General features: G+C 42.7%; 27 protein-coding genes. 21 read left to right on the plus strand and 6 right to left on the minus strand.

Annotation, left to right across the window (positions count from 1 at the left end; genetic code table 11):
- Window position 1: 1 nt before the first annotated feature.
- The 3 genes from ACTHPA_RS04920 to ACTHPA_RS04930 all read left to right on the plus strand — a co-directional run bounded on the left by ACTHPA_RS04920 (window position 2) and on the right by ACTHPA_RS04930 (window position 3,574).
- Window positions 2-1,255, plus strand: coding sequence for a histidine kinase (locus tag ACTHPA_RS04920; protein ID WP_440499046.1), 1,254 nt, complete (start codon window positions 2-4; stop codon window positions 1,253-1,255).
- Window positions 1,252-1,986 carry a LytR/AlgR family response regulator transcription factor gene (locus ACTHPA_RS04925; protein ID WP_440499047.1) on the plus strand — a complete coding sequence of 245 codons (735 nt, stop codon included), beginning with the start codon at window positions 1,252-1,254 and terminating at the stop codon, window positions 1,984-1,986. The genes ACTHPA_RS04920 and ACTHPA_RS04925 overlap by 4 nt, the downstream gene beginning before the upstream one ends.
- A 130-nt stretch (window positions 1,987-2,116) precedes the next feature.
- On the plus strand, window positions 2,117-3,574 hold the full coding sequence (locus ACTHPA_RS04930) for a carbon starvation CstA family protein (RefSeq protein ID WP_440499048.1): 1,458 nt from the start codon (window positions 2,117-2,119) through the stop codon (window positions 3,572-3,574).
- Window positions 3,575-3,613: 39 nt separating this feature from the next.
- Here the strand turns inward: ACTHPA_RS04930 and ACTHPA_RS04935 are convergent, their stop codons facing one another.
- Window positions 3,614-4,363 (minus strand): DUF3888 domain-containing protein, encoded by a 750-nt coding sequence (locus ACTHPA_RS04935; protein WP_440499049.1) that lies wholly within the window; start codon window positions 4,361-4,363, stop codon window positions 3,614-3,616.
- A 138-nt stretch (window positions 4,364-4,501) separates the two neighbouring features.
- Here ACTHPA_RS04935 and ACTHPA_RS04940 point away from each other — a divergent pair, with 138 nt between their 5' ends.
- The 5 genes from ACTHPA_RS04940 (at window position 4,502) to ACTHPA_RS04960 (ending at window position 8,452) form a co-directional block, all read left to right on the plus strand.
- On the plus strand, window positions 4,502-5,383 hold the full coding sequence (locus ACTHPA_RS04940; RefSeq protein WP_440499050.1) for a DMT family transporter: 882 nt from the start codon (window positions 4,502-4,504) through the stop codon (window positions 5,381-5,383).
- Between the two features lie 23 nt (window positions 5,384-5,406).
- Entirely contained in the window at window positions 5,407-6,174 is a 768-nt protein-coding gene (locus tag ACTHPA_RS04945) for an aminoglycoside 6-adenylyltransferase (RefSeq protein WP_440499051.1), read from the plus strand.
- Window positions 6,175-6,361: 187 nt separating this feature from the next.
- Complete coding sequence (locus ACTHPA_RS04950) at window positions 6,362-7,105, plus strand: GyrI-like domain-containing protein (RefSeq protein WP_440499052.1); 744 nt, start codon at window positions 6,362-6,364, stop codon at window positions 7,103-7,105.
- Between the two features lie 25 nt (window positions 7,106-7,130).
- Window positions 7,131-7,550, plus strand: coding sequence for a GyrI-like domain-containing protein (locus tag ACTHPA_RS04955; RefSeq protein ID WP_440499053.1), 420 nt, complete (start codon window positions 7,131-7,133; stop codon window positions 7,548-7,550).
- A gap of 101 nt (window positions 7,551-7,651) precedes the next feature.
- Complete coding sequence (locus ACTHPA_RS04960) at window positions 7,652-8,452, plus strand: hypothetical protein (RefSeq protein ID WP_440499054.1); 801 nt, start codon at window positions 7,652-7,654, stop codon at window positions 8,450-8,452.
- A gap of 36 nt (window positions 8,453-8,488) precedes the next feature.
- On the opposite strand, the gene ACTHPA_RS04965 is transcribed toward ACTHPA_RS04960, so the two are convergent.
- Window positions 8,489-9,463: an MraY family glycosyltransferase gene (locus tag ACTHPA_RS04965; protein WP_440499055.1), complete on the minus strand. Its 975-nt coding sequence runs from the start codon at window positions 9,461-9,463 to the stop codon at window positions 8,489-8,491.
- Window positions 9,464-9,614: 151 nt separating this feature from the next.
- Between ACTHPA_RS04965 and ACTHPA_RS04970 the strand changes: the two genes are divergently transcribed.
- From ACTHPA_RS04970 to ACTHPA_RS04990, 5 genes are all read left to right on the plus strand, one after another.
- The gene (locus ACTHPA_RS04970) at window positions 9,615-10,337 is read left to right on the plus strand and encodes a MerR family transcriptional regulator (protein WP_440499056.1); all 723 of its coding nucleotides are present in this window, start codon (window positions 9,615-9,617) and stop codon (window positions 10,335-10,337) included.
- Window positions 10,338-10,451: 114 nt separating this feature from the next.
- Complete coding sequence (locus ACTHPA_RS04975; protein ID WP_440499057.1) at window positions 10,452-11,633, plus strand: MalY/PatB family protein; 1,182 nt, start codon at window positions 10,452-10,454, stop codon at window positions 11,631-11,633.
- 321 nt (window positions 11,634-11,954) lie between these two features.
- Window positions 11,955-12,551, plus strand: coding sequence for a hypothetical protein (locus tag ACTHPA_RS04980; protein WP_440499058.1), 597 nt, complete (start codon window positions 11,955-11,957; stop codon window positions 12,549-12,551).
- Between the two features lie 81 nt (window positions 12,552-12,632).
- Complete coding sequence (locus ACTHPA_RS04985) at window positions 12,633-13,829, plus strand: class I SAM-dependent rRNA methyltransferase (RefSeq protein ID WP_440499059.1); 1,197 nt, start codon at window positions 12,633-12,635, stop codon at window positions 13,827-13,829.
- 117 nt (window positions 13,830-13,946) lie between these two features.
- A complete protein-coding gene (locus ACTHPA_RS04990) occupies window positions 13,947-14,567 on the plus strand; it encodes a LysE/ArgO family amino acid transporter (RefSeq protein WP_440499060.1) in 621 nt (206 codons plus the stop codon).
- Between the two features lie 222 nt (window positions 14,568-14,789).
- On the opposite strand, the gene ACTHPA_RS04995 is transcribed toward ACTHPA_RS04990, so the two are convergent.
- The 4 genes from ACTHPA_RS04995 to ACTHPA_RS05010 are packed head-to-tail and all read right to left on the minus strand — an operon-like array spanning window position 14,790 to window position 17,327.
- Window positions 14,790-15,200: a DUF3021 domain-containing protein gene (locus ACTHPA_RS04995; protein ID WP_440499061.1), complete on the minus strand. Its 411-nt coding sequence runs from the start codon at window positions 15,198-15,200 to the stop codon at window positions 14,790-14,792.
- Complete coding sequence (locus tag ACTHPA_RS05000) at window positions 15,197-15,655, minus strand: LytTR family DNA-binding domain-containing protein (protein ID WP_440499062.1); 459 nt, start codon at window positions 15,653-15,655, stop codon at window positions 15,197-15,199. Before ACTHPA_RS05000 ends, ACTHPA_RS04995 begins: the two co-directional genes overlap by 4 nt.
- The gene (locus ACTHPA_RS05005) at window positions 15,633-16,448 is read right to left on the minus strand and encodes an ABC transporter permease (RefSeq protein WP_440499063.1); all 816 of its coding nucleotides are present in this window, start codon (window positions 16,446-16,448) and stop codon (window positions 15,633-15,635) included. Before ACTHPA_RS05005 ends, ACTHPA_RS05000 begins: the two co-directional genes overlap by 23 nt.
- A gap of 12 nt (window positions 16,449-16,460) precedes the next feature.
- A complete protein-coding gene (locus ACTHPA_RS05010; protein ID WP_440499064.1) occupies window positions 16,461-17,327 on the minus strand; it encodes an ABC transporter ATP-binding protein in 867 nt (288 codons plus the stop codon).
- 30 nt (window positions 17,328-17,357) lie between these two features.
- Here ACTHPA_RS05010 and ACTHPA_RS05015 point away from each other — a divergent pair, with 30 nt between their 5' ends.
- The 8 genes from ACTHPA_RS05015 (at window position 17,358) to ACTHPA_RS05050 (ending at window position 24,515) form a co-directional block, all read left to right on the plus strand.
- Window positions 17,358-18,188, plus strand: coding sequence for a VanW family protein (locus tag ACTHPA_RS05015; RefSeq protein ID WP_440499065.1), 831 nt, complete (start codon window positions 17,358-17,360; stop codon window positions 18,186-18,188).
- The gene (locus ACTHPA_RS05020; RefSeq protein ID WP_440499066.1) at window positions 18,185-18,724 is read left to right on the plus strand and encodes an AAA family ATPase; all 540 of its coding nucleotides are present in this window, start codon (window positions 18,185-18,187) and stop codon (window positions 18,722-18,724) included. Before ACTHPA_RS05015 ends, ACTHPA_RS05020 begins: the two co-directional genes overlap by 4 nt.
- Window positions 18,725-18,831: 107 nt before the next feature.
- The gene (locus tag ACTHPA_RS05025) at window positions 18,832-19,596 is read left to right on the plus strand and encodes a DUF817 domain-containing protein (protein WP_440499212.1); all 765 of its coding nucleotides are present in this window, start codon (window positions 18,832-18,834) and stop codon (window positions 19,594-19,596) included.
- 100 nt (window positions 19,597-19,696) lie between these two features.
- Window positions 19,697-21,385, plus strand: coding sequence for a methyl-accepting chemotaxis protein (locus tag ACTHPA_RS05030; protein WP_440499213.1), 1,689 nt, complete (start codon window positions 19,697-19,699; stop codon window positions 21,383-21,385).
- 18 nt (window positions 21,386-21,403) lie between these two features.
- Window positions 21,404-22,051, plus strand: a complete 648-nt coding sequence (locus ACTHPA_RS05035) for an HAD family hydrolase (RefSeq protein WP_440499214.1) — start codon at window positions 21,404-21,406, stop codon at window positions 22,049-22,051.
- A complete protein-coding gene (locus ACTHPA_RS05040) occupies window positions 22,048-22,665 on the plus strand; it encodes an NUDIX hydrolase (protein WP_440499067.1) in 618 nt (205 codons plus the stop codon). The genes ACTHPA_RS05035 and ACTHPA_RS05040 overlap by 4 nt, the downstream gene beginning before the upstream one ends.
- A 177-nt stretch (window positions 22,666-22,842) precedes the next feature.
- A complete protein-coding gene (locus ACTHPA_RS05045) occupies window positions 22,843-23,100 on the plus strand; it encodes a hypothetical protein (protein WP_440499068.1) in 258 nt (85 codons plus the stop codon).
- A 224-nt stretch (window positions 23,101-23,324) separates the two neighbouring features.
- The gene (locus ACTHPA_RS05050; protein ID WP_440499069.1) at window positions 23,325-24,515 is read left to right on the plus strand and encodes a hypothetical protein; all 1,191 of its coding nucleotides are present in this window, start codon (window positions 23,325-23,327) and stop codon (window positions 24,513-24,515) included.
- Window positions 24,516-24,576: the final 61 nt, after the last annotated feature.

A 24,576-nucleotide genomic window follows, 5' to 3' on the forward strand; every position in this document is an offset into this window, starting at 1 on the left:
AATGGGACTCATTTTAGTCCTTTCTGAGCCGTTCGAAAAGGCTCTCTCCTTAGTCCAGACGATTGGAATGCCGATGATCCTCGCGAACGGCATCGGAACAGCGCTTTTCCTGCTCATCGTCTATAACGTCATTAGCGACCAGGAAAAGGCGACGGCCATCCAGGCGCAGAAATCATTGCGGATCGCCGACCAGACAATCGGTTATTTGCGAAAAGGCATGAATACGGAAACGGCCCTCGCTGTGTGTAACATACTGTTCCGTGAGTTGAAGCCGAGCGCCGTTGCCATGACGAATAAAACAGAAATCCTCGCCCATGTGGGACTGGCCGATGACCACCACCAGGCATTCAGTCCGCTTCAGACGCATATTACGAAAGAAGTGCTTCAAAACGGGGAGCTCGTTCTTGCGAATGAGGAAACGATCCATTGCGTCCGCAATGATTGTCCGTTAGGTGCAGCTGTCATAGCTCCGCTGAAATTGAGAGATGAGACAATCGGTACATTGAAGCTTTATTACCCTTCCGAAAAAGCGATCACGAATGTCACGGTTGAATTGATTGCAGGACTTAGCTCCCTTCTGAGCAACCAGCTTGAAATTGCGGAAGCGGATCGTGCATTCCAGCTTGCGAAAGATGCGGAAATCAAAGCCTTGCAAGCGCAGATCAGTCCGCATTTCTTGTTTAACTCGATGAACATCATTGTTTCCTTGATCCGGACAAATCCGGATGAGGCGAGGAGGCTGCTCACATCCCTTTCCTATTTCCTCCGTCAGAACCTTGAAGGGACAACGGTAGATAAAATTACGTTAGAACAAGAGCTTTCTCATGTGAAAGCTTACTTGAAGATCGAAGAGGCCCGCTTCATCGACAAACTGAAGGTTTGCATAGATGTGGATCCATCCATCCTTCACATTACGATTCCGCCCCTCACGCTCCAGCCTCTCGTGGAAAATGCTATTAAGCACGGCATTAAAGACATGCAGAAGAACAGCGTTGTGCAAGTGAGAATACAGGATGAAGGGGACGCGATCAGCATCCTTGTCCAAGACAATGGCACTGGGATTTCAAAGGAAAAACTTCCCCTTCTTTGTGCCAATCAAATCGAATCCGAAACAGGTACAGGAATGGGGCTGTACAACGTGAACCGGCGACTTATGATGACGTTCGGAAAACAGGCGGCACTGCATATTGAAAGCGAAGACGACAACGGCACGGAAATTTCATTCCTAATTCCGAAATTGGAGGTGGCTACATGAATCAGATGATACGCGCGGTCGTCGTGGATGACGAGCGCTATGCAAGGGAAGAGCTGATTTTTTTAATTGAACAGCAGCCTTTTTTCCAAGTCGTTGGGGAGGCGGATTCTGGGGAGGCAGCCATCATGAAGGCAATTCAGCTGCAGCCTGATGTCCTTTTTTTGGACGTTGAGATGCCGAAGATGTCCGGGATGGAAGCCGCGAAAGCGCTGATGGAATTAAAGAAGGTGCCCCTTATCGTTTTCGCGACCGCTTATCCTCAATTTGCAGCTGAAGCGTTCCGAATTAATGCTGTCGACTATTTATTGAAACCGTATGATGATATGCAAGTGAAGCAGGCGGTCATCCGAATTCAGGAGAAATTGATGCCAAAACTGGGCTCGGAAAAAGGGGGACATTTAGGTAAGCTTGCCATCGAGATGGATGGGGAGATTGACTATATTCCCATTCATGAAATCCTATATATGTTCCGCGATGAAAAAGTGACGAAAATCATCACAGCAAGGAAGGAATACGAATTGCGAATGTCTTTGAAGGAACTGGAAAGCAGGCTTGCGCCGTACTCGTTTTTCCGCATCCATAAAGGCTATCTCGTCAACCTTCTGCATGTAAGCCGCCTGACGCCTTGGTTTAACGGTGCGTATCAGCTGGAAATGGAAGGGCGCAGCGAGAAGTTATCCGTAAGCCGGAATTATGTCCGGGATTTGCGGCAACGATTGGAGCTTTATTAAATTTGCATTTCATAACGCCTCTTCTGCATGTCACTCTATGATTTGAGCATCTTGCGATAGAAGAGCCCCTTTTCGGAACATTTACTATAAACTGAATGAAACCGCTATCATTTGGGAAGGGGAAAAAGAGATGGTTACATTTTTATTTGGTATTGTTTTATTAATTGTCGGTTACTTCACGTATGGCAAGTTCATCGAGAAGATGTTCGGAGTGAAGGACGACCGCGCGACGCCTGCATATACGAGCGGGGATGGAGTGGACTATGTGCCAATGAGCACAAAGAAGAACTCGCTCATCCAGCTCTTGAATATTGCAGGGGTCGGCCCGATTTTTGGACCGATCATGGGAGCGCTATATGGTCCGGTCGCGTTTATCTGGATTGTTTTCGGTGCGATTTTCGCCGGTGCAGTGCATGACTATTTGACAGGGATGATTTCCATCCGTAATCGAGGTGCGCATTTGCCGGAGCTAGCGGGCAAGTTTTTAGGGAAATTTATGAAACATATCGTAAATGCATTTGCACTTCTTTTATTGGTACTCGTCGGAACAGTTTTCGTTTCTGCGCCGGCAGGATTGCTGTACAACTTGATGAACGGCTGGATGGCAATGGGGATTATCGTAGCGTTGATTTTCCTTTATTACATTTTGGCAACGCTGCTGCCTGTCGATAAAATCATCGGCCGCTTCTATCCGATTTTCGGTGCGCTTCTTATTATCAGTGCAGTCGGAGTGGGCGGAATGATGGTCATTAAAGGGGTGCCCATTCCGGAATTGACGTTTGAGAACATGCATCCTGGTAATTTGGCGATCTTCCCGCTTCTGTTCTTGACGATTTCTTGCGGGGCATTGTCCGGTTTCCATGCGACACAGTCGCCCATCATCTCACGCACGACGCAAAAAGAAGGACAAGGCCGCAAAATTTTCTACGGCATGATGATTGCTGAAGCGATTATCGCAATGATCTGGGCGGCGGCAGGCATGTCCTTGTTCAACGGCTACGGCGGCTTGAATGAAATGCTTGCAGCGGGCGGTCCGGCATTGATCGTCAGCGAAGCGTCTACGCTTATGCTTGGCGCAGTCGGCGGAACGCTTGCCGTCCTTGGGGTTATCGTTCTTCCCATTACATCTGGCGACACGGCTTTCCGCAGCGCCCGGATGATCATTGCCGACTATTTCAAAATTTCACAGGTGAAAATGTCAAGCCGTCTATGGATTGCGGTTCCTATGTTCGCAATTTCCATCGGATTGACGCAAGTGGATTTTGATATTCTATGGCGCTATTTCTCATGGGCAAACCAATCGACGGCGGTCATTGCCTTGTTCGTCGGGGCGATGTACTTATTCATTGCCAGGAAGAACTACTGGGTGGCGCTCATTCCAGGGACATTCATGCTCATGGCAACGACAACATATATATTGAATGCGAAAATCGGTTTCCGTCTGCCTATGGATGTGTCGTATATCGGAGCATCGGTCATTTCAATCTTCCTCGTCACGCTATTTTTCTTTGCTGCAGTTCGTGCACGGGCATCGCAAGTTCCTTTGGAAGAAGACATTTCTCATTGGAAAGGCGCAGCAACAAACTAATACTATTGAAGAGACGGCTTCGGCCGCCTCTTTTATTATTTACATATACCAAAGCAAGTCGTACTCCATCTTTTTCCCTTGTTCGCTGTCTTTGTCAATGACTTTCCAAATGCCATTCTCCTTTAGAACTTTGTAATAGAAATTAGTTCCATCAGCTTTTTTGAATAGGATGAAGCCGTCATTGCCTTTAACGAAAGTTACCGGGTTGATCACATTTTTATAAGGCGGTTGGATTTCTGTGCTTAAGATATTAATGACAATTTCCTCTGCGATATGTGCGAGTGAATTGAAATCATTTTGTTTTTCGGCCTTATACCGTAACTGGTTGTAGTCGTATCGTTCATAAGGCAATAAATTCAAGTGGAACGACTGTTTAATATCGATGAGAACTTCTTTATAAAACTTCTGGATTTTCTTTTCTTCATCATCGCCTTCATGAGCAAAATCGAGCAATTTAATACCTTTCGGACTTATCCCGAATTGCAATGTCTCCTTACCGTAAGGCGGATTTTCCGCTGTCTCGAAAGTGTTTACTTGCACTTCCACTGTGAAAGAAAATCCTCCTTTTTCCTCCCTCTGGATGCTTACTATTTTCGCATCATACAATCCATACGATTTGTCGTAGCCGTAATATTCAATGACTCCTTCCGAAATATATGGCTGGAGTGTTGTTAACAGTGCATCTTGGATGGATTGTTGGTCATTGGTTGCCTGTTCTGCTTGGGACAATATAGGATGAATGAACATCGAAGTCATGAGGATTGGAATTATGAAATGCAATAGTTTCAATAGGGAAACCTCCTAACCGGGTTTTATGCTTATGTTTTCCTATGTGAATGAAACGATACGTTATACAAAAAAATCGCCTTGCATGAAGTCGGTTGAGCTATAATAAATTCAATTGAAAAACTGGTATTGGAGGATGCTATGCGAAAATATTATGGTGAAATCGGATTGCTGCTAACAGCGATCATTTGGGGAAGTGGATTTGTTGGAAGTGCGGTTGCATTGGATTCCTATACGCCTTATCAAATTTTGGCAGGAAGATTTCTAATTGGAGCCGTGTTACTATGTGCGGTTTTTTATAAAAAATTGAAGTTTATTTCAAAAAGCGCATTGATCAAAGGGGCTATTCTAGGTGTCTTCCTTTACATAGCATTTGCGTTGCAGACAGTCGGCCTTCAATTTACGACGCCATCGAAAAATGCATTTTTGACAGCGGTGAACGTCGTTATTGTACCATTTATCGGGTTGGTGATTTATCGAAGGAAACTGGATATGTTTGAAGTGTTTGGTGCATTTTTAGCGATGTTTGGCGTGGCGGTTTTGTCACTTCAATGGTCAGCAGGCATCAATATCGGGGATTTCCTGTCATTCTGCTGTGCGATTGGCTTTGCGTTCCATATTTTCTATACGGCTCAATTCGTAAAACAGGAAGATCCGATTGCCTTGACGATCGTACAGATGGCAACAGCAACTGTCATTAGCTTCATCGTCGTCTTAATGAAAGGCGAGATGGCGTTCAGCATGCAGCTTGAAGGATTGACGTCTTTGCTCTATTTAGGCATTTTCTCGACAACAATCGCTTTTTTATTGCAAACCATCTCGCAGAAATTCATTACAGAAACGAAGGCAGCAATCATCCTTTCGACGGAATCATTATGGGGGATGGTCTTCTCCGTCATTCTATTGAGTGAAGTTCTTACGCTTAAGATGGGAATCGGTGCGGTTTTGATACTTGCTGCTATCATCTTATCGGAAACGAAATTGAGTTTTTTGAAAGGCAGTAATCCAGCTAGATTGGGATAGAACAATTAATAAGGGGTGAATGTATGTATAGTGCTGAAGAGAGAAATGATTTTTTCATTAAAACGGTTGAGAGATTAGAGTCTTCTAATTTAGTTGAAGGAATTGTTCAATTAGGTTCCGGAGTGATTGGATATAAGGATGAATACTCAGATATTGATTTGATGGTTGCGACTTCTCTAGATGTTGAGAGCACAAAAAGACTTGTGTATCAGACACTTGGTGATTTCAATCCTATCTATATAAAAGAAAAGCAGTTTAGCAAGGATATCTATCTGTTGATCGCATTTCTGGGGAATTCACTGGAGTTTAATGTGTCCATTCTTCCTAGGGAATTATTGAATGTGAAATCACCTTTGTGGAAAGTGATTGTCGATAATACCGGATATATTTCCGAAAAGATGAATGCTGAAAATGAAGTATTTCAAAATAAGCCTGTCCAATACGAGGTAAATTTTGATATCGCTTTTGAGTTCGTTTATTGTGCATTGAGTGTGGACAAAGAGATGAAGAGAAATAATTTCATCTATGCGTTGAAGATGCTTGATAGTATGAGAGAGTACACGCTAATTGTACAAGCAATGAACGAGCAAAAGAAGCTTCACCAATTTAAAGCGTATGAAACATTAAACCCTTCCTTTATTAATGCTTATCTATCGACATATCCGGCTGAGCTAACTATGGAAAGCTTGGAGGCTTCATCAAAACAATTAAAAGAACTATTCGCCAATGTTGTTGAGCAGAGTTCTACTATTACGATGGATAAGGAATTACGAAATCTCCTCAAATTTTAATGAAAAATCCTTGACCTGTCCCTTGGAGGCAAGTTTAAGATGGAAATAGCAAAAGCGGAAGGTGGCGTATAGCTGTGACAGGCATAAGACAGATCTGCGAAACGGCGAACTTTGCCGTGCAGCGGAGCTGGCTTATGACCCGAGCAGCTGCCGCCTGGAGCTAGATGAGACAAGGGGGAGGGGAACTATGCTATCAATCGGGAAGACAGCCTATCTTGTCGGGCTCACGACGAAGGCGATTAAACATTACGAGGAAATCGGACTTGTCCAGCCTGCTTATGTGAGTCCGGAGACGGGATACCGGTTTTATTCGCAAAAAGAACAGCAACAGCTCGTGCGAATCAAGACATTGAGGAATTTCGGCGTCTCCCTTTCTGATATTTTGCGGGAAGGAGATGACCAAATGGATCGGTTGTTGATGAATCGAAAAAAAGAAATTGAGCAGGAAATTAATGAGCTGCAAGGGAAGATGGAAGGAATCGATCAATTACTAACAAAAGGGGAGAAGGAAATGGAAACACGCATCGTGGAAAGCGAAGGGTTTACAGTAAAAGGGTATGAGATGCAAGGTCCAGTATCGGACATTCCAGCAGAATGGGATCGGTTAATCAAGGAAATTAACGAGAAAAGTGTCGTCGTAGAAGAATCATTTGGTGTTTGCTTAAGTATGGAGAATGATATCATCCATTATATTGCAGGGCTGAAATCAGAGTTGGCGGAAGGGTTCCCGGACACGAAAGAAGTTGTCATTCCGGCTGGCAAGTTCGTCGTTGCAAAGGTGGAAGGCGGCATTCCAGGCATCCCAGCTGCATATGACTACATCATTCAAATGGAAGGCATTCAATTGCGGGATTGCTACGATTTCGAGCGATACGTCCATCCGGAGGGGGCGGCGGAAGACGTTATCGAGATTTGGATGCCAATTGAATAAGTAAGTCCAAAAGGGGATGGAATCAGTGGAGACACGTATTGAACATGTAGAACATTTCACAGTGAAAGGCTATGAAATGAATGGCTCGGTTTCGGAGATTCCGAAGCTATGGGATAAATTGAATGGAATTATAAAAGAAAACGGCGCAAAGCCTGAAGATTCTTTTGGGGTTACGCTAGGCATGGAGAATGGCAATTTTCATTACTTGGCGGGTATTGATGCGCAATTAGCGGAGGGTTTCACAGATGCGAAGGAATTGACAATTCCGGAAGGTAAATTTATCGTCGCGAAAGTTGAAGGAGGAGTCGAAGCAATTCCAGCAGCATTTGATGCGTTGCTCCGAAATCCGGGTGTGAAGCTTAGACACAGCTATGGGTTTGAAAGATACATTCATCCGATTGGTTCCGACGGGTATGAGACGGAAGTTTGGGTGGCGATAGAATAATGAGAGATCTGGCTTTCGCCGGGTCTTTTTTATTTATTCCCCATTTGTGAATCCAAATGGTTTTCGTAACGTAGATGAGAGTAAAGCAAGGGGGTGGCATCATGAAAGAAATTTATCGAAAGACGTCGATTTTTGGATTCATTGGCGGTACAGGGATGATCCTATTTTGTATTCTCTATTATTTCATTTGGTATGAGGGCTTTGCCGTAAATGGTGATGTTTTATTTGAAATAGGAATTGGCGGATTGGCTGCGCTTGGTGCGGGATTTTATTTCAAACATGCATCTGAAAAGATGGTTGACCCTGAAGTGGTCGAAAGTAAATGGGATATGGAAAGTGTCGGGGAATTAATTCTGAAAAGAGTGCCGTCGTTGCTGCCGAAAACGTACAACGTCGATCATAACGGACAACCTTTATTTCAAATCCAACCTACAAAAGGAAGATTTCTTAATAATCTTCTCTTTTTCTCATCTTTTGAAAAAGGAATGGTGTTTCCTGTCGAATACGACATATTATCAATGGACGGGTTTCCAATTGCCACATTTCACATCAGGAACAATGTGAAACAGTTTACGTTAACGTTGAAGCAACCGGATGGCACGGTCATCGGATATTACATACAAAAGCTGTCAAAATCAGCAATGAAAAATCGCGGGACACTTTATCACGCAGATGGCTCAGTCTGGAGACTGCTTGAGGCTAAAACCATGGCAGGGGATATCGATGTAGTAGATGAGGAAGGCAGGAGAACTGCGTCTTATCGCTATGGGTTGTTTCCTTATGCTGCGAACCCTGCATTTCAAAGCACCGCCCATCATGAATATGTGAGGTTTGGCGAGCATGTTTCGGTAGAGGAAAAGCTAGCTTATGTAATGATTTTCTTCTTTTGGTTGGATACGTGATGTGACCATATAAAAAAACCACCAGATAGGTGGCGATTAAATTTGTATGAGCAACAAAATGATTGAAGATAAACAGAGACAAGCGCTTGCCAAATATAAAAAGACAAGTACCTGCTTTGGCTTTAGGCCCGCGCGCAACAGCCGATAGTGAATCTGACTGGCATCTGCCTGAAAGATAGATTTGCCTTGCATATAACGTTTGGCTATGACAAAGAGATTATCAAAGATCGGCACTCCCAAAGCCAAGATGGGAATAAACAATGAGAGAACGGTCGCTTGTTTAAACGCTCCATCCAAGGCGATCACCGCAAGCATAAAACCGAGGAAACTTGCACCCGCGTCTCCCATGAAAATCTTTGCAGGCGGTTTATTAAAGCGTAAATAGGCGACGGAAATCCCTACTAAAACAATGGCCATCATGGCTGAATTCGGTTGTCCTTTCGCAACGGCGACAATAAAAAGCGTGACGGCAGATATCGCGACAAGCCCTCCCGCAAGCCCATCCATGCCGTCCGAGAAATTAATTACCGTTGTCACCCCGAATATCCATAAGATCGTCAGTATAAACTGCAGAATAAATGGAAGGGTGACATATTCACCTGATAGCGGATTTACAAAACCGTTGAACGTAATACCTGAAAAGAAGACTAAAATCGCCGCAGAAACCTGCACAATGAATTTCGGCAACGCCGGAAAATCTTTCCCTTTCGTCTTAAACCAATCATCAATCGTCCCAATCGTTAACAGTAATACGCCGCCTCCGAAAAGTGCACCGGTCTCCCAAGTGAACTCTCTCGTAAAAAGAAGATAGACGGAAAAAAAGCCGATAAAAAGCGCATAACTCGCCGTCAGCGGAATTGGTTTACGGTGTAATTTACGTTCAACGTTCACCTGCGGCTTGTCCACAAAATCAAGATGGAATGCGAGCTTTCGCAGCGGGGGAATTAGAGCATATACAATAAGAAATGACGCAAAAAAAGCTGATATGTAAAAGATTTTTCTCACCACCATTTTATTAATTTTCTATTAATAGCAACTATAATAGCAGACGAATTTCTCTGTAATTGGTTCCCCATTTTCCTTTGAAAATTCTTTGCTGATTTGTGTTGACTCTTACGTTACGTCATACTTTATAGTCAATAGTGAAGGGAGACGGGGAACTATGAAAGTGAAGGAAGTGGCGGATTTGACCGGTGTGAGTGTGCGCACGCTCCATCATTACGATGATATCGGTTTACTCGTTCCGGACGAAGTGACGGAGGCAGGCTATCGGGTTTATTCCGATGAAAACTTGACGACCCTCCAGCAAATTCTATTCTTTCGTGAAGTCGGCTTCCCTTTGAAGAAAATCAAGGAGCTGCTCGATAGTCCATCATTTAACCGATTGGAGGCGTTCGAGCTGCAGCGCGACATGCTGCTGTCAAAGCGCCGTCAGTTGGATGTAATGATTAAGACGATTGAAAAAACGCTCCAATCCGAGAGAGGAGAAATGACAATGACGAACGAAGAGAAATTCAAAGGATTCGACTTCAGTTCGAATCCATATGAACAGGAAGCAAGAGAACGGTGGGGAGATGAAGCGGTCGACAAGGCGAACAAAAATGTTGCCCAGTTCGGCGAGAAAGAACAGCAGGAGATGAATCGGATTTATTCCAATCTAGCGGCACTTCGCGGCACTGATCCCGCTTCATCGGAAGCACAAGCAGCAATCGCTGATTGGTATGCGTTTTTGAATAAAATCGCTCATTACTCGCCGGAAGCATTTGCTGGTTTAGGTGAAATGTACGTCGCGGACGAACGATTCACGAAAAATATTGATCAATTCGGCGAAGGATTGGCTGTATTCATGCGGGATGCGATGAAGGCATATGCGGATAAAAACTGATTGTATTTTTGACACCCGAATTTTCCGGGTGTCTTTTTAATGGAAAAAACTATCTAGACGTTCTAATCGTGTTGGCGTATTGTTATATAAATAAGAAAACGGGAGGAATTGCAAATGAACGTTGCTGAATTTTGCGAGCGGTATGCGGTAGAGCGAAAAGGAACTAATTCATTGAAATGGGATGCATTAGACGTGCGATTCGGTGATCCGGATTTGATTGCCGCTTGGGTTGCTGATATGGAATTCAAAGCACCGGAAGCTGTTCTGGATGCATTGCACGAGCGAATCGAACATGGTGTATTCGGTTATTCTTACGTACCGGATTCTTTCTATGAGGCATTCATCGATTGGGAGAAACGCCATCACGGTTATGAAGTGAAAAAAGAGTGGATGCGATTTTCTACAGGAGTTGTTACTGCGCTTTATTGGTTCGTCAATGCTTTCACGAAACTAGACGAGTCTGTTCTATTATTGACGCCTGTCTATTACCCATTCCATAATGCCGTTAAGGACACTGGTCGGAAATTGGTAACATGCGGACTTGTGAATGAAAATGGAAAGTACCATATTGACTTTGACGCATTCGAGAAAAGCATCGTTGACAACGACGTAAAGCTATTCATCCAATGCTCCCCGCATAATCCGGTCGGCAGAGTATGGACTGAAGAGGAATTGACGACAATCCTATCGATTTGCAAGAAGCATGGCGTCCTCGTCGTTTCGGATGAAATTCATCAAGACCTCGTCATGGAAGGTCATAAGCATATCCCTTCGGCAATTATTAATGATGGAGAGTTTGCAGATCGACTCATTACGGTAACTGCTCCATCCAAAACATTTAATTTAGCAGGACTCTTAACTTCTCATATTATTATCGAGAATGAACAGCTTCGAGCTGAATTTGATGCCTATGTGAAGACAGTGAACCAAACAGAAGTGAACATCTTGGGACTTACTGCGGCGGAAGCAGCTTATCGGCGCGGACAAGAATGGTTGGATGGCCTGTTGGCAGTCATTCGGTATAACTATGAGCATGTGAAACAGCACATACAGGAAAAAGCACCTGAAATCATCATCTCCCCATTGGAAGGTACATATTTAATTTGGCTTGATATGAGGAATGTCATCGAGGAGGGCCAAACGAAAGAGTTCATTCAAGACCGTTGTCGAATTGCTGTCGATTTTGGGGAGTGGTTTGGTTCGGAAGGGAAAGGATTTATTCGCTTAAACATGGCCACAGAGCCAAGATTTGTTGAACTTGCCGTCGGAAATATTTTGTCGAACCTTGGAAAGTGAAAACTGCTTTTACTTTATTTTCAAGAAAAGCGGGAAAGTCGTCGTGTTTCGTAGTATAATAGGAAAATCATCGATAGATGTGAAATCGTTACTCCCATGACAACCGTTGCCATCGCTTTCCGATAGAATTGAAAAATCTTGGGAAAGTGAAACTCTCCATATAGTTAAAACGTATAATACATATATAGAAAAATACTTGAACTGTCCGCCCCCAATTCATGTCTACAACTTAGGGCTTAGAAGTTTTCAATCTGCAGACGGTTTAGGTTCCTGAAAAAATTGTACATACTTGTAGAGAGAGATGAGTTAGGGGTTGGAATAATGGGGAAAACAATCTATATCGTGCTCACTGACACGGGAACGCTGCTGTCAAAGGCGATTGGCATGTATACAAGAAAGGATTTGAATCATGCCTCTATCGCATTCGACGAGCAATTGACCGAAATTTATAGTTTCGGTCGGAAGCAGCAATACAATCCGTTCCTCGGTGGGTTCGTACGTGAAAATGTTGCGGAGGGCATCTTCCAGGAGGCCGATTGCGCCGTCTACCGTTGTGAAGTGACAACGGAAGCTTATATGCGGATTCGTCAGAAAATCGTTCAATTCGAGTTGAATCAAAGTGACTATAAATATAATTTTATCGGTTTGTTCGGCGTGGCGCTGAATAGAGAGATTCAACGGAAAAGAGCCTTTTTCTGTTCGCAATTCGTCGCAACCATCATGCAGGAGAGCGAAACACACCGACTGCTGACGAGACCTTGCCTGACAATGCCGCATCATCTGGCGTATTTGCCGCATATGGAACTAGTGTATGAAGGCGACTTGAAAACGTATTTAAATAAGGTAAGAGGGCCGCAAATGGAACGTCCGATTCGAATGGGACTTTGGAAAAGTTTGGCGTTCCGCCTACTCGCCTAATGTGGAAGCTTCTCCGTTATGAGAAGCTTTTTTCATATTTACGTGCGATAATGAAAAAAATGATGGAAAAAGGATGACACGATGACGAAAACAATTGATGTACAAGTGAACGCTCAAAGCATAGCAGCCTTTAAAAAGGGCTACCCATTGATTTTAAAAGACGCAGTGATGAATCCGGAAGTGCTGATGGAAGAGGGGACAATCATCCGTTTGGTTGATAGATACCGTAAATTCATCGCAAAAGGTTATTATGGCAATCAAAACAAAGGAATTGGCTGGGTTCTGACAAGGGACGATAATGAAGAAATTGATTTCACATTTTTCGAATCAAAGATCTCTGCGGCCCTTTCACGACGGGAATCATTTTTCGAGGATAGCGAGACAACCGCATTCCGTATCTTCAATGGTGAAGGCGATGGTATAGGCGGGTTGACGATTGATTATTTCGATGGCTATTACATGGTGAGCTGGTATAGCGAAGGGATTTATTCCTTGAAGCATCATGTATACGGTGTGTTGGACAAGCTTGTGGATTACAAAGCGATCTATGAGAAAAAACGATTTGATACAAAAGGTCAATATATTGAACAGGATGATTTCGTAAAGGGAACTCCAGGCGATTTCCCGATTATCGTGAAGGAGAACGGCATGAATTTTGCCGTCGATTTGAATGATGGTGCAATGACGGGGATTTTCCTCGATCAGCGCGATGTGCGTAAAGCGTTGCGCGACAAATATTCCGAAGGTAAGCATGTGTTAAATACTTTCTCGTATACTGGCGCATTTTCGGTTGCGGCGGCTCTTGGCGGAGCGCGCGAAACGACGAGCGTCGATTTGGCGAAGCGCAGTTTGCCGAAGACAATCGAACAGTTTAGCGTAAACGGAATTGACTACGAAGCACAGAACATCAAAGTGATGGATGTGTTCGATTATTTCCGTTATGCGAAACGTCATGAGCTGAAATTCGATGTTGTTGTTTTAGATCCGCCAAGTTTTGCACGCTCCAAGAAATACACATTCAGTACAGCGAAGGATTACCCGGCGCTGTTGCAGGATGCGATTGCTATTACTGAAAAGAACGGCATCATCATTGCATCGACGAATAACGCAAGCTTCAGCATGAAGAAGTTCAAGACGTTCATTGAAAAAGGATTCGCGGATGCTGGTTCGCGCTATAAGATCCTAGAGGAATCTTCATTGCCGAAGGATTTCCGTACAAATCGCGACTTCCCGGAATTCAATTACTTGAAAGTCGTCATTTTGCAGAAGTTGAAATAAAAAATGAGAAGCCATCTCCACTGTGGAGGTGGTTTTTTCGGTTATGGCGCTATTCCTATTGCAAATGCCAATAGAAAGCCGTTCAATAGATAGAAAGAGTAAAAGGGGGAAGAGAGGATGGTCGAGGCGATTCTGCATGGCGTCATTCTTGCGATCGGGCTTATTTTACCGTTAGGCGCACAAAATGTGTTTGTGTTCAACCAAGGGGCATTGCAGCCAAAGCTAGTGAGGGCACTTCCTGTTGTTGTGACCGCTGGGGTTTGTGACACAATATTAATTGTGGCGGCTGTATCGGGAGTTTCATTGCTCATCTTGACGTTCCATTGGTTGGAAATGATCATGTTTGCTGTCGGAATACTATTTTTACTGTACATCGGAATTTCACTTTGGCGAAGCACCCCTTCCTCAGTAGAGGTGGAAGCAGAAAGATTTTCTCCTAAAAAGCAAATCTTATTCGCCGCGTCCGTTTCTTTATTGAACCCCCATGCGATCATCGACACGATTGGCGTCATCGGGTCAAATGCCTTAAGTTATTCAGGAGAGGCTCGTTTTGCATTCACATTGACGACGATCATCATTTCATGGTGCTGGTTTTTCGGGCTTGCACTCGCTGGACGGATGCTCGGCAAGATGGATACGAGCGGGAAATTTATTGGCATGTTGAATAAAATCTCCGCATTCGTCGTCTGGGGAGTTGCGCTCTATATGGCAATCAGGCTACTCGGCAAGTTTCTTTGAAGATCTATTGAATCCGGAAAGTTATCTATCGAATCTGCAGTTTTATCAATCGAATAACGATACTTATCACCAAATCAGGACTTAAGACCCGATAAAATAGGGGGCGTTACTTGATGGTGCCTATGCAAGACACATTTAAGCCAACGAAACTTATTTTCGCTGGCTTTTTCATATTCATTATGCAATTGTAGTTATTAGTCAGAATACTTTAACAGGTATCTTTTATAGCTCTTTTAATTCTTCATTTAATGCAGTTGCCTGCTTTTTGAAGTACAGATAGAAGGCGGTCCAAATGATTGCATAGATGACGATGAAAAGACTGAGTATGCTTAGGAATCCTATCGCTGTAAAAGGTACCCATCCTATTACGAATGCTACGATGAAATACAGAACTGACACACAGATGAAATGGAATATCGTTTGAACGGGCAATGTAAGCTTTTCATTTTCAAAAAATAATGGTGTCACTGTAAAAAACCATCCACAAAAAACTGTTCCGACTGCATTTTTGACAAGAATTGACGAATTCAATGTTTCATTGTTGCCAGCGTAAATGACAAAAAATAAGACGACGAGTGTAAGAAATGACCCAAAAAAGATGCCTAATATGCTTCTGATTGCAAACGTTTTCATCCGTTTTTCCTCCTGTTCATCTTCAAGGCTTCCTTGATGCCGCTTACGTAAGTGCGCGACACGTATTCCTTCGCCCCAGATTTAAAGTGGACGACTAACGTACCATTGAAAGAGGCTTCAAAACGGCTTAGCTCATGGAGGTTGGCGATGACCGATTTTGATAGCCTGATGAATTTTGTGGAAGGCAACATTTCCTCAAGCTCATAAAGCTTCTCTTTTAATGAAAATGTTCCGGCAGCCGTTACTGCCATGACGCCTTCCTTTTCTGTATGAAAGTAATGAATGTCATCAGGCTTCAAAATATGTTGCATCTCGCCATCTCTTCCGACGAGAAACTCCGTTTTCTTCCCCTTTAAAAAATCAAGGATTTCCTTTATCGAATCATCCACTTCATTACAATGGATTGTCACTTTCGTCTCTTCGTAAATTTCATCAATGTCCAGTGAAACTTTCATTTCGCACATCTCCTCCTCGATCCCTATTAATAGGATACCATTTGAAGGAAGATTTTCGCAGACGATTTCCAAAACGCAATACGAATAAAGAGAGAGCTGTGACGATCAATATATAGCCGATGGAAATGAACGTAACCCCGTTCCATTCCAACTGACCGTTCCAAACAGCAATGAATAATTGATTCATATGATAGACTGGGTTGAAATCGGCAATGACCTGCACGAACTTTGGCATCATGGCAATCGGCATCGTGAATCCTCCTGTAAACATGACGACTTGAAAGATGACAATGGAGAAAACGAGCGCGCCATTCATGCTTGTGAAAAGAGAGTAGATCGCTGAAGAAATGACGAGCAATGCCGCATTCAACATGATGAACGTACCGAATGCCAAGATGAAATTCAACGGCTGGAATGAAAGATCATAAGCGATCATGCCGATGAAGAATACAAGGAAATAGCCGAGGCTCGTAATGATGATTGACCTCAATATATTTGAAAGCAGCAATGTCCTCTTCGGAACAGGCGATAAAATAATCCTCTTTTCCACGCCAGTCGTACGGTTCATCACTTGATCAAACCCGAATGCGAAAAAGACGACACCGAATGTGATGAGCAAAATGAAGGAAGGGGTATACGTTTCCGCATAATTAAGATTGCCAGTATACGTGGCGTCTCCGAAAAGCTGCCCCATGAATAAATACGTAACCGGCGGAACGATGATTGTAAATACCATATAAAAAATTTCCCGTGTAAACATGAGCAGATCATACTTCAATTGAGTGAGTAACATTTGAATTCCTCCTTATATAGACACTTTTGATAAGTAAAAGTCGTTGATTGATTTGTAACCGGTAGACAAAATTCCTTCCGTCGAATCGAACACTTCATTAAGACCTTCATTCAACAGCATCACTTTGTCGCAATACAATTCGACTTCGTCCATATTATGCGTCGTCAAAATGACCGTGCCGCCTGTACGTTTGTTGTAGTCGGTAATATACGTCCAAAGCGTATTTCGCATATGCGGATCTAACCCGGTTGTCGGCTCATCCAAAATGAGCAATTTTGGTTCGGATAAAAAGGCGATGGCCAGACTAACAATTTGCTTCCAGCCTCCCGATAATTTATCGAAGTATTTTTTACGGTGAGGCTCCAATTTGAAATCACTGACAATCTGTTCAATGTCTACAGTTGAGTTGTAATACGCTTTGAATAGCTTCAGCAATTCGATCACCTTCAGCGTTTTGTAAAACTGAGTTGGCTGCAGAACGGCTGATATGTTCTTGCGTATATGTTCAATCTGGCTCGTCGTTAACGTATTCAATTCATTGTCCAATATGGCGACATTCCCATTGTCGTACGGCTTTAGCGTCATTAATATTTCTAGAAACGTAGATTTTCCTGCTCCGTTTTTGCCGATAACTCCAATAATTTCTCCAGCATTCGCTGTAAAATCGATTCCCTTCAAAACGTTGTTCTCCCCATATGCCTTTTGCAAATTGCTGACCCGCACAATTTCCATTTGCCATCCCTCCGTCGCTGTTCTTTGTACCCTTACTATATCCAGCTGATCCGATTCAGTCTGCCGGTTTTCGATGACCGGTCGTTTTTCTACGGTCAGTTGCAAAAAAGCACCTGTCAGTTGCATCCGATAAAAAGGAGAATCCATAATTATTGTGGAATCTAGTAGAAAAGAGAGATGGTTCAATTGGTTTCATTACAACCGAAAAAACGAAGCAAACTAAGGATTTTTGCAGGAAAGAAAGTGTATAGGCTGAAACGGTATAGTGAATGGTTGTTTGACGGGAAAAAGTATGCGCGAAAAAGGCTTGCCGATAAACTTCCCTATGTAATTATGAAGCATCGTACTCCTTTGCTAAGGCAATTGAAGGACGTTGACATGCAACTGCAAAGGAATAAAATAACGAATCTTCAACTCGCCGCAAAGCGATTGCATAAAATTGTCATTGAGCCAGGAGAAACTTTCTCATACTGGCGTCTTATCGGCAGTACGACAAAACGGAAAGGGTATGTGGACGGCATGATTCTCCATTACGGAAGAGTGACTGTCGGAACGGGCGGGGGCCTTTGCCAACTGTCGAATCTTATTTATTGGATCACGTTGCATACACCGCTAACTGTGACGGAGCGCTATCGTCATAGCTATGACGTCTTCCCTGATTCGAATCGCAGACAGCCATTCGGCAGTGGGGCGACATGTGCTTACAATTATTTGGATTTACAAATAAAGAACGAAACACAAACGCCATACCAGTTGATGATCTATTTAACAGATACACATCTTAACGGTGAATGGCGCTCGATTGTGCCGGCGACACGGACGTATGAAATCTACGAGAAACATCATCATTTCACGAGGGAATTATGGGGTGGCTACGTCCGCCATAATTCGATTTTTCGGAAAGTGATAGACGCGCAAGGGAACCAGATTGACGATGAATTCGTCACAGAGAATCATGCGATAACAATGTATGAGCCATTTCTTACATACGGGGGGGATGAGAAATGATTGTTATGATCAACGGAGCGTTCGGTGCGGGAAAGACATCTGTAGCGGATGAACTGCTGCGGAGATTAGATGGAGCGATGCTGTTTGACCCGGAAATGGTCGGATTCATGCTTAGGCATATCATACCGGATGATATGAAATTGGAAGGAGAGAAAACGGGGGATTTTCAAGACTTGGAAATGTGGAAACCATTGACGGTCTACGTTGCTAGACAACTGCGCGAGACGTACGGCAAGGATTTGATTGTGCCAATGACAATTTACAACAAGGATTATTTCAATGTGATTCATGGCGGCTTTGTAGAGATTGACCCTGAAACATATCATTTCTGTTTGACTGCGAAAAAGGAGACGATCCATGAGCGGTTGCTGGAACGTGGTGAGGAGCAAGGCAATTGGTGCTTTGCACAGACAGATAAATGTATTGCCGGGTTTGAAGATCCATGTTTCGAGCAATTTATTTCTACGGAAAATGTCGGAATCGAAGAGATTGCCGACGTTATTTGCAAACAAATTGGGGTGGCATCTGTGTATTAGATCCGAATGTGGAAGTAGCTGATTGAAATGAAGGCTTATGCAGCGGGAGGAAAATATAAATGAGACAGCAGGATATGCATCCGGAAAAACAGCCAGCGTTAAACATCATAAGAGCATGTAAACAACTCGTCCATTTCGGCTGGCAGCAGTCTCTTTCCTGTTTGTTCCCAGTCGTTATTTTCGCCTCCTTGGCACTGACAAAAATCATACCACTACCATTTCTTCCCCGATATGACTGGCTTCTGATCATTTGCGTTCTCATGCAATGGTGGATGTTGCGTTCAGGGCTGGAAACAAAAGATGAACTAAAAGTAATTACGTTATTCCACGTCATCGGACTCACTCTTGAAATTTTTAAGGTGAATATGGGCTCGTGGTCTTATCCAGAGGAAGGATACTTTAAAGTTTTTGGAGTGCCTTTATATAGCGGCTTCATGTATGCAAGTGTAGCGAGCTATTTATGCCAAGCGTGGAGGAGGCTGGATGTCGACCTTATTAAATGGCCGCCTTTTTGGATAGTAGTGCCTCTCGCATCTGCGATTTACTTGAACTTTTTCACCCATCACTATTGGATCGACATTCGTTGGTGGTTATCTGCACTTGTCATCATTGTCTTTTGGAAATCGTGGGTGAGCTATAAAGTGAATGGAACCCAGTACCGGATGCCGATTGCCTTATCATTTATCCTTATCGGATTTTTCATATGGGTAGCTGAAAATATCGCAACGTTCTTCGGTGCATGGCAATATCCAAACCAAGCCGATGCTTGGAGCCTCGTTCACCTAGGAAAGGTGAGCTCATGGCTTTTATTAGTGATTGTCAGCTTTCTTATCGTAGCGACATTGAAGCTAGTGAAAGGGAAAAACCCGTAAGATCGATGCAATCTTAACAAACACTTTACATCATACTTTGTCCCTATGACCTATAATCGTAATTGACTATAGATCGTTAAGGGGATGCTAAGATTTGAGAATGACAGTCGGGAAAAAGTTATGGGTTGGTTTTTTAGCGATTCTATCAATAGTTCTGTTAGTCGGAGTATCCGGATTATGGGCCCTATCCAAATTGGATGGAGAGTACCGTTATTTAATTGACGACAAGATTAATAATGTCATGCTCTTGGAACAGTTATTATCAGCCCAACATGCCGATGCAAAAAACATTCGGGGCTACATCATTTACAAAGATGAATCTTATATCGAACAACGAAAAGAAATTATGGACGCCATTAAGGGAAAAATAAAAGCGTTAGATCAATCGATACATACGCAATCCGAACGTGAGATTATGAAAGAAGTAAAGGAGACTTCTAAAAGCGCCGAGCAAATCAGTGAACTGATTGTCCGGGATGTCCAAGCAGGGAATACAGATAGTGCAATGGACTTGGCAAAGGAAGTTTCATTTTATCAAGAAGAAGTCTCTGCTAATCTTCAGCAGCTCATTCACCAGCAAGAAACCGAACAGAAACATACTGAAGAACAGCTACAAACCGTATTAAAGTGGATATATGTAAGTATTGGGGGCTTAATCGGCATCGCAGTAGTGGCGAGTATCATCATTGCCCGAATCATTAGCCGTAGCATTGCTCGACCAGTAAGAAAGATGACTGCTTCTCTTTTACAACTTGCAAACGGAGATTTTACAGCAGGGCCGATTTCCGTCCGAAACAAAGATGAAATAGGGGAAATGGCTATCGCGCTGAATGGAATGACAGAAGACTTAAGAGGAATTCTGACAACCGTCAAAGAATCGGCTGTCCAACTTGCAGTCCATGCAGAAGAATTATCCGCGAGCTCAGAAGAAAGTCTTGCCGCTTCGGAAACCGTTGCAGAAATAACTGAACGGAATTTGATGGCGAGTGATGTCCAAGTAACGAAAGTGAATGAATCTAACCTTTCATTGAATGAAATGCTAAAAGGAATTACCCGAATCAGCGATGATAATGAAAGAATGCAACATGCATCGACGGAAGTTGCTGTTCTCGTTACGGATGGAGCCTCACAGATGAAAGAAGTGAATGAGCAAATGGGTAAAATCAGCTCGTCCATTAAGAGATCATCCGACACGATCGGTCAACTGGCAACCCATTCGGAAAAGATTCGCGAAGTGACTTCGGTTATTACGATGATGGCGGAGCAGACGAACTTATTGGCGCTGAATGCAGCAATTGAAGCTGCGCGAGCGGGGGAACATGGCAAAGGATTCGCTGTAGTAGCTGAAGAGGTGCGCCAGCTTGCAGACCAATCGAAGCGGTCAGCAGGACATATTGGCCGAATGATTGATGAGATGGTGCATAACGTCGAGAGATCAATCATAACAGCGGAAGAAGGCAATTCATTTATTGCCAAAGGAAGGGCATTGTCTGAAAGCACTGGAGAGGTGTTTCAAAGGATTGAAAGTGCAACAGTAATGATGAACGATGCAATGAATGCTGTCTCTACAAATATTCAGGAATTGAGGTCAATGACGGATATCATCTCTGCTGAATCGCTAAGCGTACTAGATCTCGCTTTGCAAACATCAGCGGAAGCTCAATCCGCAAGTGCAGCGACAGAGGAACAGCTATCCGCAAATGCAGAAATATCATCACATGCACAGACGTTGGCAATTCTATCGGATCGTCTACGTGGGGATGTAAACCGGTTTGCGATATCTGAGTAATGGAATATGGGGGAATTAATGGTGAGAGCGATTATATTTGATTTTGATGGGACATTGGCGAATACATTGCCAATTTGTTATTACGCATTTCAAAGTGTGTTTAAAGAATTTGATAACAGAGAGCTTACGCCAAACGAAATTTTAGGTATGTTCGGTCCTTCAGAAGTTGGCATTATTAGAGAAAATCTTTTAAGCCCTCATAAAGAAGAGGCGATTGAGTATTTCTATAAACAATATTCACAGTCCCATATTGATTTAGTGGAAGCCAATCACGACATATATGAATTAGTCACGTCCTTAAAAGGGACGGACATAAAGTTAGGGATTTTCACAGGCAAGGCAAAAAGAAGCTTAGATATATCCTTGGAAAAATTACATTTAGAAGGGTTGTTTGATGTCATTATAACCGGCGATGATGTACGCAATCCAAAGCCTGATCCAGAAGGGCTATTGAAAGCTTTATCTATATTAGATGTGAAGAACTCCGAAGCGATATTTGTTGGTGATAGTGATGCAGATGTAATTGCCGGAAAGCAATCCGATGTTTTTACAATTGGCGTTCAATGGCTGCCTGAATATCAAACTGCAACATTTAGCGAGCAACCCAATTTGCTTATGAATAGCGTGACGGAATTTGAGGATTACGTAAAGGCGGGGGTCAAATGAGTACGTCATGGTTAGATTGGGCAAAAAGGATTCAAGCATTGTCTCAGTCTGGGTTAGCTTTTTCGAAGGACATATATGATATCGAGCGTTACGAAGAGTTACGTCAAATTAGTGTAGAGATTATGGCGGAGTATACCGACCTTGAAATTAATAAAATTGAAGGCTTGTTTACGAATGAAACAGGCTACCAAACGCCAAAAGTGGACGTTCGAGGCGTCGTTTTTAGAGATGGTCAAATATTAATGGTGAAAGAAAATATCGATGATCAATGGGCTTTGCCAGGTGGTTTTTGTGATATTGGATTATCTCCTTCAGAAAATATAGTGAAGGAGATTAAAGAGGAATCTGGTTATGATGTCTTCCCGGTGAAATTACTCGCCTTACTGGATAAAAACAAGCATCCGCATCCTCCAGAACCATACCATTACTATAAAATTTTCATTTTGTGCGAAATTATCGGAGGGAAGCCAGCTGTAGGACCGGAAACGAATCAAGTTAATTTCTTTTCGGAACACAATTTACCCCTTCTTTCTGCGAATCGAAATACCGAATCGCAAATTAAAACAATGTTTGAATACTTGAAGGACCCTGAAAAAGAAACGATATTTGATTGATATTTTTCCTGCAGATTTCCGTTCAATGGCTTGAACGGTCTTTTTTTGCTGTTTTCGTAAACTTTTTTGCTTTTATTAATTTTGAAGCCTTGATGAATTTCTGATAAAATATATAGTAGAATTTGTAAATGCAATATACAATGAAATATTCAGCATAGTGATAGGAGGTTTTGTAAAATGGATTTAGGTTTAACTGCATCCTTGATTTTAAACGTGGCATTGCTGATTGTAATTTTTGGTCAATCCAAGGAAATCAAGGTTTTAAGGAAAGAGAACCAAAAATCGCTTCCTAATAAAAGCAATGATGAATTAATTGCCGTAGCAAGTGGAAAATTGAAATCTATAGGTGATATAAAAACTATAAAGTATCTGAGAGAAGAAAAGGGCATGTCAATGTTAGAGGCAAAACAATTTGTGGATACCCTAAAAGAATAGATTAATTAAAGGTCGCAAATTTTTGCGGCTTTTTTTATGCTCTTCTTAACGTCTGAACGAATCAAAAATTTCCTAGTCACATTGCACCGCCCCCGTAAAAGCAACAATCTATACGAAAACAGCCTTTATTTATGAATAATAATGTTGGAAAGATTGAGGAAACTATTGATGGGCTATAACGTATACGTACTATTACTAAAACTATGAGTGTTAGGAGAATGATTATGGCCATAGAATTGCGTGCAATTATCCCTTATTTGACTGAGGAAAGATTGTCCGCTTTCTGGACGGATTTCCAGGTAGGTGCGTATGCGTTATATACAGATGAATCTGTGTATTTGTTTCATCATCCTGCCTATCCTGAGACAATGCAATCTTTTGTACAGCTTCCATGGAGTGAGGAGTTTGCTGGGAATACGTCGATTTTGTTTCATGATTACCCAACAGCCATTGTCCAAATGGACAGCGGTATAGATGAGAACCGTTTGTACTCAGTACTTGCGCATGAGTTGTTTCATGGATTGCAGTATGTCAAAGGCGAGTCAAGGTTCCCCGATGAAGTGCTCGGGATCACGTACCCGCTAGTTGCCGAGAACGTGGAGTTGCGCCAACAGGAGCGGTTTCATTTGTATAATGCTGTTACCGCGATGGGCGCAGAAAAAAGAAAACATCATCTAAACCAATTCATTTTGTATCGTGAGAAAAGAGCAGAAGTCATCGGTCCATTTATGAAATATGAGCAGTTGATAGAAACGGTTGAAGGTCCTGCATTTTATGTAGAGTTACATGCGTATGTTGCGAAAAGCGGTGTTTCAAAGGAAAGAGAAATCAAGTCTTACGGTGAACCTTTGCTTGACATAGCAGATGCAACTAGACATTTACGCAGAAGTTGCTATAGTGCTGGGTTGTTCCTTTGCATTCTATTAGACGAAATTTCCCCAGGATGGCAAGCGGGCTTCATGCAATCCGAGTTGACGTTATACGAGTATTTCAGACAGTTTGTCGATCCTATTCAAGAAAAGGCACTAGAAAGTGATTCATCAGTGGACATCAGTGAACTCGTCACCACTATAATGAACGAGCGAGATGAAAGGATCGCGGAATCTCTACAGCAGGCTAAATATGTACTTAGCATTCAGGGAGAAATCAAAGTTACAGGAATTGACCCGATGAACATTATCGTCAGCGGAAATAAATTGCTGCATCAAAATTTTGTTCGTTTGAAGATGAATGAACAGGATTATTTATTTCGGCTGCCAGTCATCGCTTTGATAGAAGACAGCATCTTTGGTTGTAAATATGTTCAAATTCTGTTGAATGAGAAATTGGTTGTAGAAGAAGGGGGAATTTTCATTCCGGGTGTCGGTATCGTTGAAGGTAGATTCGATGAAGTAGAATCGACTTTGTGGATATAAAAAGATTTTCTTCGCAATAGCTTAGAATGAATGTAAGGTGTTACTATTCTAATTCCACCGT

This window comes from Sporosarcina sp. SAFN-015, assembly GCF_051966875.1.
Taxonomy (GTDB): Bacteria; Bacillota; Bacilli; order Bacillales_A; family Planococcaceae; genus Sporosarcina.

Excerpts from the sequence above, each read along its gene's own strand:
- ACTHPA_RS04985 (WP_440499059.1), top strand. The coding sequence starts at position 12,633 with ATGACGAAAACAATTGATGTACAAGTGAACGCTCAAAGCATAGCAGCC.
- ACTHPA_RS05030 (WP_440499213.1), top strand. The coding sequence starts at position 19,697 with ATGACAGTCGGGAAAAAGTTATGGGTTGGTTTTTTAGCGATTCTATCA.
- ACTHPA_RS04960 (WP_440499054.1), top strand. The coding sequence starts at position 7,652 with ATGAAAGAAATTTATCGAAAGACGTCGATTTTTGGATTCATTGGCGGT.
- ACTHPA_RS04950 (WP_440499052.1), top strand. The coding sequence starts at position 6,362 with ATGCTATCAATCGGGAAGACAGCCTATCTTGTCGGGCTCACGACGAAG.
- ACTHPA_RS04965 (WP_440499055.1), bottom strand. The coding sequence starts at position 9,463 with ATGGTGGTGAGAAAAATCTTTTACATATCAGCTTTTTTTGCGTCATTT.
- ACTHPA_RS04990 (WP_440499060.1), top strand. The coding sequence starts at position 13,947 with ATGGTCGAGGCGATTCTGCATGGCGTCATTCTTGCGATCGGGCTTATT.
- ACTHPA_RS05005 (WP_440499063.1), bottom strand. The coding sequence starts at position 16,448 with ATGTTACTCACTCAATTGAAGTATGATCTGCTCATGTTTACACGGGAA.
- ACTHPA_RS04970 (WP_440499056.1), top strand. The coding sequence starts at position 9,615 with ATGAAAGTGAAGGAAGTGGCGGATTTGACCGGTGTGAGTGTGCGCACG.
- ACTHPA_RS05050 (WP_440499069.1), top strand. The coding sequence starts at position 23,325 with ATGGCCATAGAATTGCGTGCAATTATCCCTTATTTGACTGAGGAAAGA.
- ACTHPA_RS05020 (WP_440499066.1), top strand. The coding sequence starts at position 18,185 with ATGATTGTTATGATCAACGGAGCGTTCGGTGCGGGAAAGACATCTGTA.
- ACTHPA_RS05015 (WP_440499065.1), top strand. The coding sequence starts at position 17,358 with ATGGTTCAATTGGTTTCATTACAACCGAAAAAACGAAGCAAACTAAGG.
- ACTHPA_RS05035 (WP_440499214.1), top strand. The coding sequence starts at position 21,404 with ATGGTGAGAGCGATTATATTTGATTTTGATGGGACATTGGCGAATACA.
- ACTHPA_RS05040 (WP_440499067.1), top strand. The coding sequence starts at position 22,048 with ATGAGTACGTCATGGTTAGATTGGGCAAAAAGGATTCAAGCATTGTCT.
- ACTHPA_RS04945 (WP_440499051.1), top strand. The coding sequence starts at position 5,407 with ATGTATAGTGCTGAAGAGAGAAATGATTTTTTCATTAAAACGGTTGAG.
- ACTHPA_RS05010 (WP_440499064.1), bottom strand. The coding sequence starts at position 17,327 with ATGGATTCTCCTTTTTATCGGATGCAACTGACAGGTGCTTTTTTGCAA.
- ACTHPA_RS05045 (WP_440499068.1), top strand. The coding sequence starts at position 22,843 with ATGGATTTAGGTTTAACTGCATCCTTGATTTTAAACGTGGCATTGCTG.
- ACTHPA_RS04975 (WP_440499057.1), top strand. The coding sequence starts at position 10,452 with ATGAACGTTGCTGAATTTTGCGAGCGGTATGCGGTAGAGCGAAAAGGA.
- ACTHPA_RS04925 (WP_440499047.1), top strand. The coding sequence starts at position 1,252 with ATGAATCAGATGATACGCGCGGTCGTCGTGGATGACGAGCGCTATGCA.
- ACTHPA_RS04920 (WP_440499046.1), top strand. The coding sequence starts at position 2 with ATGGGACTCATTTTAGTCCTTTCTGAGCCGTTCGAAAAGGCTCTCTCC.
- ACTHPA_RS04930 (WP_440499048.1), top strand. The coding sequence starts at position 2,117 with ATGGTTACATTTTTATTTGGTATTGTTTTATTAATTGTCGGTTACTTC.
- ACTHPA_RS05000 (WP_440499062.1), bottom strand. The coding sequence starts at position 15,655 with ATGAAAGTTTCACTGGACATTGATGAAATTTACGAAGAGACGAAAGTG.
- ACTHPA_RS04995 (WP_440499061.1), bottom strand. The coding sequence starts at position 15,200 with ATGAAAACGTTTGCAATCAGAAGCATATTAGGCATCTTTTTTGGGTCA.
- ACTHPA_RS04940 (WP_440499050.1), top strand. The coding sequence starts at position 4,502 with ATGCGAAAATATTATGGTGAAATCGGATTGCTGCTAACAGCGATCATT.
- ACTHPA_RS04980 (WP_440499058.1), top strand. The coding sequence starts at position 11,955 with ATGGGGAAAACAATCTATATCGTGCTCACTGACACGGGAACGCTGCTG.